Genomic DNA, 9198 nt, shown 5'->3' on the forward strand with positions numbered 1-9198 from the left:
GTCGCTCGCTCACGGCGATGTCACCTCGTTGGAAATTGTCGCGCTGGGCGCCGGACGTGCCGGTAGAGTCGCCCGGTCCGGCACGTCTTGGCTGCGGATGGAGGGTAACGGCGTGGGCTCTGTCACCGCCACTGTGGCACCGCCCACGGACTCAAACGTTACCCGATGGTTTCGGACATTCGGTGCTATAGCGGTCTCCGGTTTCCGTCGGTACGCCACCTACCGGCAGGCCGCTGTGGCAGGCGTGGTCACCAACACGGTCTTCGGCTTTTTGCGTTACTACATCTTCCTGGCGGCGGCCGGCGCGTCAGGCCGGGTCGCGGGCTACGACCGCGGGCAGCTCGCCACCTACGTCTGGGTCGGGCAGGGCCTGCTCGCGGTGATCGCGATCTGGGGCTGGACCGAGCTGGCCGACCGGATCCGTACCGGGGAGATCGCCGCCGACCTGCTCCGCCCGGTGCACCCGGTGACCAGCTACCTCGCCACCGACCTGGGCCGGGCCGGGTTCGCCGCGCTGTCGCGGCTGGTGCCACCGGTGCTGATCGGCCTGCTCCTCTTCGACGTGTACCTGCCCCGGCGCTGGGCGACGCTGCCGCTGTTCGTGCTCTCCGTGCTGCTCGCCGTGGTGGCCTGCTTCGGCTGCCGCTACCTGGTCAACGCCACCGCATACTGGTTGCAGGACGTGCGGGGACCGCTGATCCTCTGGACGCTCTTCTCCGGCGTGCTCGCCGGGCTCTACTTCCCGCTGGGCTTCCTGCCCGGCTGGCTGGAGGCTCTGCTCCGGTACGGCACGCCGTTCCCGAGCCTGCTCCAGATCCCGCTCGACGTGCTGGTCGAGCGGCACCCGGTGCCGACACAGGTCGGCCTGGTCGGGGTGCAGGTCGGCTGGACCGTGGCGCTGCTCGCCCTCTGCCGGCTGGTGCAGCGCCGGGCCGAGCGCCGGCTGGTGGTGCAGGGTGGCTGAGCCCGGGACCCTGACCGGCCCGGCTCCGGCGGTCGCACCCCCCGAGGACGAGCGACCGGCCGGCCGGCGGTCGGGCGTGCTGGGCGCGTACCGGGCGCTGCTGGGCGCGCAGGCCCGGTCGCAGGCGGCGTACCGGACGTCGTTCGTGGTGGACCTGGTCGGCAACGTGGGGGCCACGGTGTTCGACGTGGTCACCGTGCTGGTGCTCTTCGGGGTCACCCGGGAGCTGGGCGGCTTCACGCTGCACGAGGCGCTGGTGATCGTCGGCCTGTCGTCGTTCGCGTTCGCCACCGCGGACCTGCTGGTCGGCAACATCGAGCGGCTGCCCCGGTACGTGCGCACCGGCCTCTTCGACGCCGTACTGGTCCGCCCGCTGGCCGCGCTGCCCCAGCTGCTGCTGATGGACCTGCCGCTGCGCAAGGTGTCCCGGGTGGTGTTCGGGCTGGCCGTGCTGGTGGCGTCGGTCACCTCGGCGGGCATCCACTGGACCGCGGGCCGGGTGGCGCTGGTGCTGGTCGCCCCGCTCGCCGGGGTGGTCTTCTTCGGCGCGATCTTCGTCACCACGTCCACCGTCTCCTTCTACTGGATCGACTCGGGCGAGTTGGCCAACTCGGTCACCTACGGTGGTCGTGACTTCACGTCGTACCCGGTCACCGTCTACGGCGGCTGGTTCCGGGCGCTCTTCGCGTACGGGATGGGCTTCGCCTTCGTCAGTTACCACCCGGCGCTGGCGCTGCTCGGCCGGGCCGACCCGCTCGGCCTGCCCGGCTGGGTCGGCTGGGCCGCGCCCGGGGTCGCGCTGGTCGCCGCGGCGATCGCCGCCCTGGCCTGGCGCGTCGGGATCCGTCACTACCGGAGCACGGGGTCATGAGCGTCATCGAGATGAGCGGGCTGCGCAAGGAGTTCACGGTCCGGGTGAAGGTCGGGCGGCTGCGCCGGGAGAAGCGCGTGGTCACCGCGGTCGACGGCATCGACCTGCGGGTGGAGCGGGGCGAGATGCTCGGCTACATCGGCCCGAACGGCGCGGGCAAGTCGACCACCCTGAAGATGCTGACCGGCGTGCTGATGCCCTCGGCCGGGGAGGCCCGGGTCTGCGGGCTGCGCCCGGTGGCCGAGCGGACCCGGCTGGCGATGCGGATCGGCGTGGTGTTCGGGCAGCGCTCGCAGCTGTGGTGGGATCTGCCGCTGCGCGACTCGTTCGACCTGCTCCGGCACGTCTACCGGGTGCCGGCGGGCGAGCACGCGACGCGGCTCGCCCGCTGCCGCGACCTGCTCGACCTCGACGAGTTCCTGGACACCCCGGTCCGGCAGCTCTCCCTCGGCCAGCGCATGCGCGGCGAGCTGACCGCCGCCCTGCTGCACAGCCCGGAGGTGCTCTTCCTGGACGAGCCGACCATCGGGCTGGACGTGGTGAGCAAGCAGGCCGTCCGGGGCTTCCTGGCCGAGCTGGGCCGGGCCGGTGACACCACCCTGGTGCTGACCACCCACGACCTGGCCGACATCGAGCGACTCTGCCACCGCCTCGTGGTGATCGACCACGGCCGGGTGGTGCACGACGGCTCGATCGCCGCCCTGCACAGCCGCTACGGCTCCCGCCGCATGGTCGTCGCCGAGCTGGACGCGGTGCTGTCGGAGCCGCCGGAGCTGCCCGGCGCGCCGCTGCAGCGGGTGGAGGCGGACGGGCACCGGCTGGTCTTCGCGCTGGAGTCGGCGACCGTGGCCGAGGTGGTCGCCGGCCTGGCCGGGCTGGCCACCCTGCGGGACATCTCGATCGTGGAGCCGGACATCGAGGAGGTCGTCGCCCGGCTCTACCGTGCCCCGGTCGAGGTCGGCGGAGCCGCGGTCACGGGTGCTCCATGACGAGCACCGCGAAGGTACCCGGCACCAGCGCCTCGTACCGGTGCGGCGTGTCCCCGGGGAAGGTCGCGTAGTCGCCGGGCCCCAGCTCGACCAGGTCGGACTCCGGGCCGACCCGCATCCGCCCGGCCGCGAGCACGACGTGCTCGACGCTGCGCGGGGTGTGCGCCTCGGCGAGTCGGACCGTGCCGGGCTCCAACTCCATCAGGTAGACGTCCCGCCGGGCGTGCGGGGCGCCGGCGGCGAGCAGGGTGGCGCTGAAGTCGGCGTGCTCGGCGCGGATCCGCGGGCCCTCCCCGGCCCGGACCACGCGGACGGCGGCCGTCGGCGGCTCGACCAGGCGACTGAACGGCACGCCCAGCGCGACGCCCAGCGCCCAGAGCGTCTCGACGCTCGGATTGCCGACCCCGGACTCCAGCTGGGACAGGGTGGACTTGGCGATGCCGGCCCGGCGGGCCAGCTCGGTCAGCGAGAGCCCGGCCCGGTCGCGCTCACGCCGCAGCGCGGCCGCGATGGTGGCCAGCGGGGGAGCGGGATCGATCGCCATGTGTTCGCTCCATCGGTCTGTTTGTTCGGTTTGACGAACAGGGCCGTTCGTGTTCAGGATAATGGACTATGCGTACGGCATATCGAACGGGCGACGCCACCGTGCTCCGGGACGTCGCCGCCATCGGCGCGGCGATGGTCGCCGTCGGCGCGTCGTTCGGCACGGTGGCGGTGGCCGCCGGCCTGCCCGCCTGGGCCACCCTCGCCATGTCGGTGCTGGTCTACGCCGGCGGGGCGCAGTTCATGGCGGTGGGCCTGGTGGCCGCCGGCAGCCCGTTCGCCGCGGTCCTCGCCGGCCTGCTGCTCAACGCCCGGCACCTGCCGTTCGGCCTCGCCCTCGGCGGCAGCCTCGGACCCGGACGCTGGCGGCGGCTGCTCGGCAGCCACCTGATGACCGACGAGGCGACCGCGTTCGCGCTGGCCCGGCCGGCCGGCCCGGCGCGGCGCCGGGCGTTCTGGCTGGCCGGGATCCTGCTCTTCCTGGCCTGGAACGCCGGCACCGTGCTCGGCGTGCTGGCCGGCGGCGCGGTCGGTGACCCGGCCGCCCTGGGCCTCGACGCCGCCTTCCCGGCCGGGCTTGCCGCCCTGCTGCTGCCCAGCCTCCGCGACCGCGACACCCGTCGGGTGGCGCTGGCCGGCGCCGGGCTGGCCGTGCTGGCCACCCCGCTGCTGCCCGCCGGGCTGCCGGTGCTGCTCGCGCTCGCCGCCCTGGTCGTGCCGGCGCTCCGTGGCCGGCGTACCGACGCCGAACCGGTGCCGGACGGTGCCCCGCCGGACGGCGTGGACGGGTTGGAACGGGTCGGGCGGACCGGGGAGGGGTCGTGCTGATCGCCGTGATCCTCGCCCTGGCCGTCGGCACGTACGCCTTCCGGGCCAGTGGGGTGCTGCTGCGCGACCGGCGGGAACTGCCCGAGTGGTCCCGACGGCTGCTGCCGGTCGGCGCGGCCGCGCTGCTGGCCGCCCTGGTGGCGACCGCCGCGCTCACCGAGGCCGGCGGTTTCGCCGGCGCCGCCCGGCCCGCCGGGGTGCTGGTCGGGGTGCTGCTCGCCTGGCGGCGGGCGCCGTTCGTCCTGGTCGTGGTCGCCGCGGCCGGCACCACCGCCCTGCTGCGCCTGCTCGGGGTGGCCTGAACGCGAGCCGGCCCCTCGCCGCCGGGGCGGAGAGGGGCCGGATCCGGGTCGGGCGCCCGGTCAGATCTTGTCGCCGATGTTCACCCGGGGCTCCGGGGCGCGCATCCGGCGGAACGTGATCGAGCGCATGATCGCGTAGAAGTAGAGCGAGCCGAGCTTCTCGGTGCTCTTCGGGTAGCGCTCGCGTACCAGCTTCTTGATCTTCCGCGAGATCAGCACCGAGTCGACCACCACGCCGAGCGCCAGCAGGCCCCACAGCACGTTGGAGAGCAGCCGGACGATCGGCGGCATGGCCTGGTTGGAGCCGATCAGCACGATCAGCGCGCCGCCGAAGAACCAGGTGCCGATCGTCCGCCGCGAGTCGACCACGTTGCGGGCGAGCAGCCGCTCCGGGCCCCGGTCGCGGGGACCGCCCTCGCGCCGGAACTCCGACGCCGCCTCGGCACGGGAAGCCCGGCGCTGCTCCCGGGCCTCCTCCTTGGTCAGCGGCCTGGTCGGCGCGCCCGGGCGCCGGCCGGCGCCGGGTCGCTTCGGGGTGGCCTGCCCCAGTTCCTTCTTGCTCGGGGTGTACCCGCGGCGGTGGGCAGCGGCGGACTCCTCGTCGGGCGTCACCGTGGTGACGGAGTCCTCGACCAGGTCGGCGGGCTTGCGGCGAAACAGCGACGGCACGCGGCAAGGGTAGCCAACCGGCCGCGCCCGATGCACATCGCGGGTGCACCGGGCGCAGGGAAAGGTGGTGTGACGTTACGGACGCTCGACGTGCGCGCCCAGGTCGGCCAGCTTGGCCTCGAAGTCCTCGTAGCCGCGGTTGATCAGGTCGACGCCGTACACCCGGGAGGTGCCCTCGGCGGCGAGCGCCGCGATCAGGTGGCTGAACCCGGCCCGCAGGTCCGGAATGACCAGGTCGGCCGCGTGCAGCTTGCTCGGGCCGGCGATCACCGCCGAGTGCTTGAAGTTGCGCCGGCCGAAGCGGCACGGGGTGCCGCCCAGGCAGTCCCGGTAGACCTGGATGTTGGCGCCCATCGAGTTCAGCGCCTCGGTGTAGCCCAGCCGCTGCTCGTACACCGTCTCGTGGACGATCGACAGGCCCCGGGCCTGGGTCAGCGCGACCACCAGGGGCTGCTGCCAGTCGGTCATGAAACCGGGGTGGACGTCGGTCTCCAGCGCCACCGCGTTCAACTCGCCGCCCGGGTGCCAGAAGCGGATGCCGCCCTCCTGGCCCGGGCTGCCGGCCCGCGGCGGCCGCAGGTCGGTGACCTCGTACTCGCCGCCGACCGAGCGGAAGATGTTGAGGAAGGTCATCATGTCGGCCTGCTGGGCGCCGAGCACCTCGACGTGCCCACGGGTGGCCAGCGCGGCCGCCGCCCAGCTCGCCGCCTCGATCCGGTCCGGGATCGGCCGGTGGGTGTAGCCGCTGAGCCGCTTCACGCCCTGGATCTCGATCACCCGGTCGGTGTGCACCTTGATGATCGCGCCCATCTTCTGCAGGACGCAGATCAGGTCGATGATCTCGGGCTCGACGGCCGCGTTGCGCAGCTCGGTCACGCCCTCGGCCATCACCGCGGTGAGCAGCACCTGCTCGGTGGCGCCCACGCTCGGGTACGGCAGGGCGAACTTGGTGCCGTGCAGGCCGTTCGGCGCCGACAGGTGCAGCCCCTCCGGGGTCTTGTCGACCGTCGCGCCGAACTCCCGCAGCGCCTGGAGGTGGAAGTCGATCGGGCGCGGACCGATGTGGCAGCCGCCCAGGTCGGGGATGAAGGCGTGGCCGAGCCGGTGCAGCAGCGGGCCGCAGAACAGGATCGGGATCCGGCTGGAACCCGCGTGCACGTTGATCTGGTCGGTGCTGGCGCTCTCGACGTTGGACGGGTCGAAGACGAGCTCGCCGTCCTCCTCGCCGTCGCTCACCTTCACCCCGTGCAGGCCGAGCAGGCCGCGGACCACCTCGACGTCCCGGATCCGCGGCACGTCGAACAGCCGGCTGGGGCTGTCGCCCAGCAGGGCGGCGACCATCGCCTTGGACACGAGGTTCTTCGCGCCGCGCACGCGGATCCGCCCTTGAAGCGGAGTGCCTCCGTGTACGACCAAGACGTCGTCGGTCAACGCAACCTCCAGCGCGCTTCTGCTGCCGTTAGATGAGTGGGCTCCACGATTCGCATCGCTACCCGGAATGCGGACATGTTCAAACGGACCGCATGTGTCGTCGCCCCGGCAGCATAGCCCTCGGTGACGAAAATGGAATCGGTCACATCACCAGCGAGGGCATGAACCGGCGATACCGGTGCGTATGCGTACCAGTGGCGTGACCGAGCGTGATCACGCGCCCGGCAGGGCGAGCATCTGGTCCAGCGCCGCCCGGGCGTGGCGCGCGGTGTCCGGGTCGACGGTGATCTGGTTGACCACCCGACCGGCGACCAGCTCCTCCAGCGCCCAGACCAGGTGCGGCAGATCGATCCGGTTCATCGTCGAGCAGTAGCAGACCGCCCGGTCGAGGAACATGATCTGCTTGTCCGGGTGGGCCAGCGCCAGCCGGCGGACCAGGTTCAGCTCGGTACCGACCGCCCACGCCGAGCCGGCCGGAGCCGCCTCGATGGTCTTGATGATGTACTCGGTGGAGCCGACGAAGTCGGCGGCGGTGACCACCTCGTGCCGGCACTCCGGGTGGACCAGGACGTTGACCCCCGGCACCCGCTCCCGGACGTCGTTCACGCTGTCCAGCGTGAAGCGGCCGTGCACCGAGCAGTGCCCGCGCCAGAGGATCATCTTCGCGTCCCGGAGCTGGGCCGGGGTGAGCCCGCCGTTCGGCTTGTGCGGGTCGTAGAGGACGCAGTCGTCCAGCGAGAAACCCATCTCCAGCACCCCGGTGTTGCGGCCCAGGTGCTGGTCGGGCAGGAAGAGCACCTTCCGCCCCTGCTCGAACGCCCAGTCCAGCGCCCGTTTCGCGTTGGACGACGTGCAGACCACGCCGCCGTGCCGACCGACGAAGCCCTTGATGTCGGCCGACGAGTTCATGTACGTCACCGGGACGGTGTCCGCCGCGACGCCCACCTCGGTCAGCACGTCCCAGGCCGTCTCGACCTGCGACAGCACCGCCATGTCGGCCATCGAGCAGCCGGCGGCGAGGTCGGGCAGGATCACCTTCTGGCTGTCCGAGGTGAGGATGTCCGCGCTCTCGGCCATGAAGTGCACGCCGCAGAAGACGATGTACTCGGCGTCGGGGCGGGCCGCCGCCTCCCGGGCGAGCTTGAACGAGTCGCCGGTCACGTCGGCGAACTGGATCACCTCGTCGCGCTGGTAGTGGTGGCCCAGCACGAAGACCTTCGTGCCGAGCGCGGCCTTGGCCGCCGCCGCCCGGGCCACCAGGTCCGGGTCGCTCGGCGCGGGAAGGTCACCCGGACACTCCACGCCACGCTCGGTGGCGGGATCGCTGCCGCGGCCGAGGAGCAGCAGCGCAGTGGCGGTGTTGGAGGGCTCAACCCAGGTCGAAGTCACGCACCCATGGTCCCACAGCGGGGCCGACGCGCAGCCGCCCGCGGTGTGGCCTGCCACACTGCTCGGCATGCGCGTGTTGCTCTGCCCGGACAAGTTCGCCGGCTCGCTGCCGGCCCAGCAGGTGGCCGCCGCGGTGGCCGAGGGCTGGCGGGCGGTGGCGCCCGGCGACGAACTGCTGATCCGGCCGCTCTCCGACGGTGGCCCGGGGTTCGTCCCGGTGCTCGCCGAGGCGCTCGACGTGCGGCGACTGCCGGTGCCGACCGTCGACCCGCTCGGCCGTCCCGCCGCCGGTGAGATCCTGCTCACCGACGACGGCACCGCGTACCTGGAGAGCGCCCAGGCGTGCGGGCTGCACCTGCTGTCGGCCACCGAGCGCGACCCGAAGGTCACCACCTCGTACGGGCTGGGGCTGCTGGTGGCCGCCGCGGTGGAGGCGGGCGCGCGGACCGTGGTGATCGGCCTGGGTGGCTCCGCCACCAACGACGGGGGCGCCGGCATGCTCACCCCGCTCGGCGTCACCGCGCTGGACGAGGCCGGCCAGGCCCTCCCGTACGGTGGGGCGGCGCTGGCCGGAGTGGCCGCGCTGGACGGCGCGCCCCGGATCCGCGGCGTCGCCCTGGTCGCCGCGACCGACGTCGACAACCCGCTGCTCGGCCTGCACGGGGCCAGCAACGTGTACGGCCCGCAGAAGGGCGCCGACCGGGAGGACGTGCTGCTGCTCGACGCCGCGCTGGAGCGCTGGGCCGAGGTGCTGGAACGGTCGCTGCCCGGCTGCCCGCCGGGGTTCGCCGCGCTGCCCGGCGCCGGGGCGGCCGGCGGGCTCGGCGCGGCCGTGCTGGCGCTGGGCGGCCGCTGCGAGTCCGGCCTCGCGCTGGTGAGCCGGGCCATCGGGCTGGACGCGGCGCTGGACGCCGCCGACCTGGTGATCACCGGGGAGGGCTCCTTCGACCATCAGTCGCTGCGCGGCAAGGTGGTCGCCGGGGTGGCCGGCGGCGCCCGGGACCGGGGCGTGCCCTGCGTGGTGCTGGCCGGCCGGGTGAGCACCGGGCGGCGGGAGGCCGCGGCGGCCGGGGTCACCGAGGCGTACAGCCTGGTGGAGCACTTCGGCGGCGAGGAGAACGGCGGCGTGGCGGCCGCGATGCACCGGCCCGCCGAGGGGCTGCGGGCGCTGGGTTCCCGGCTGGCCCGGCAGTGGAGCCGCTGAGCCGGCGG

Annotated in this window: 10 protein-coding genes; 6 read left to right on the forward strand and 4 right to left on the reverse strand. The window is 73.4% G+C overall.

Annotation, left to right across the window (positions count from 1 at the left end):
- Positions 1-112 precede the first annotated feature (112 nt).
- The 3 genes from ONA70_RS15065 (at position 113) to ONA70_RS15075 (ending at position 2824) form a co-directional block, all read left to right on the forward strand.
- Entirely contained in the window at positions 113-964 is an 852-nt protein-coding gene (locus tag ONA70_RS15065; RefSeq protein WP_406601196.1) for an ABC transporter permease, read from the forward strand.
- A 79-nt stretch (positions 965-1043) separates the two neighbouring features.
- A complete protein-coding gene (locus ONA70_RS15070; protein WP_265007055.1) occupies positions 1044-1835 on the forward strand; it encodes an ABC transporter permease in 792 nt (263 codons plus the stop codon).
- Positions 1832-2824, forward strand: coding sequence for an ABC transporter ATP-binding protein (locus tag ONA70_RS15075; protein WP_265007046.1), 993 nt, complete (start codon positions 1832-1834; stop codon positions 2822-2824). The genes ONA70_RS15070 and ONA70_RS15075 overlap by 4 nt, the downstream gene beginning before the upstream one ends.
- On the opposite strand, the gene ONA70_RS15080 is transcribed toward ONA70_RS15075, so the two are convergent.
- On the reverse strand, positions 2808-3368 hold the full coding sequence (locus tag ONA70_RS15080; RefSeq protein ID WP_265007047.1) for a helix-turn-helix domain-containing protein: 561 nt from the start codon (positions 3366-3368) through the stop codon (positions 2808-2810). The genes ONA70_RS15075 and ONA70_RS15080 overlap by 17 nt on opposite strands.
- 68 nt (positions 3369-3436) lie before the next feature.
- On the opposite strand from ONA70_RS15080, the gene ONA70_RS15085 reads away from it, so the two are divergent.
- The gene (locus tag ONA70_RS15085) at positions 3437-4195 is read left to right on the forward strand and encodes an AzlC family ABC transporter permease (RefSeq protein WP_265007048.1); all 759 of its coding nucleotides are present in this window, start codon (positions 3437-3439) and stop codon (positions 4193-4195) included.
- On the forward strand, positions 4189-4497 hold the full coding sequence (locus tag ONA70_RS15090; protein WP_265007049.1) for an AzlD domain-containing protein: 309 nt from the start codon (positions 4189-4191) through the stop codon (positions 4495-4497). The genes ONA70_RS15085 and ONA70_RS15090 overlap by 7 nt, the downstream gene beginning before the upstream one ends.
- 60 nt (positions 4498-4557) lie before the next feature.
- On the opposite strand, the gene ONA70_RS15095 is transcribed toward ONA70_RS15090, so the two are convergent.
- The 3 genes from ONA70_RS15095 to nadA form a co-directional block, all read right to left on the reverse strand.
- Entirely contained in the window at positions 4558-5166 is a 609-nt protein-coding gene (locus ONA70_RS15095) for a DUF3043 domain-containing protein (protein WP_265007050.1), read from the reverse strand.
- A 75-nt stretch (positions 5167-5241) separates the two neighbouring features.
- Positions 5242-6597, reverse strand: a complete 1356-nt coding sequence (gene murA / locus ONA70_RS15100; protein WP_319957271.1) for a UDP-N-acetylglucosamine 1-carboxyvinyltransferase — start codon at positions 6595-6597, stop codon at positions 5242-5244.
- A gap of 213 nt (positions 6598-6810) precedes the next feature.
- A complete protein-coding gene (gene nadA / locus ONA70_RS15105; RefSeq protein WP_265007051.1) occupies positions 6811-7986 on the reverse strand; it encodes a quinolinate synthase NadA in 1176 nt (391 codons plus the stop codon).
- Between the two features lie 67 nt (positions 7987-8053).
- Between nadA and ONA70_RS15110 the strand changes: the two genes are divergently transcribed.
- Positions 8054-9190 (forward strand): glycerate kinase family protein, encoded by a 1137-nt coding sequence (locus ONA70_RS15110; RefSeq protein WP_265007052.1) that lies wholly within the window; start codon positions 8054-8056, stop codon positions 9188-9190.
- The last annotated feature ends 8 nt before the right edge of the window (positions 9191-9198 follow it).

This window comes from Micromonospora yasonensis (genome assembly GCF_026013475.1).
GTDB classification, from domain to species: domain Bacteria; phylum Actinomycetota; class Actinomycetes; order Mycobacteriales; family Micromonosporaceae; genus Micromonospora; species Micromonospora yasonensis.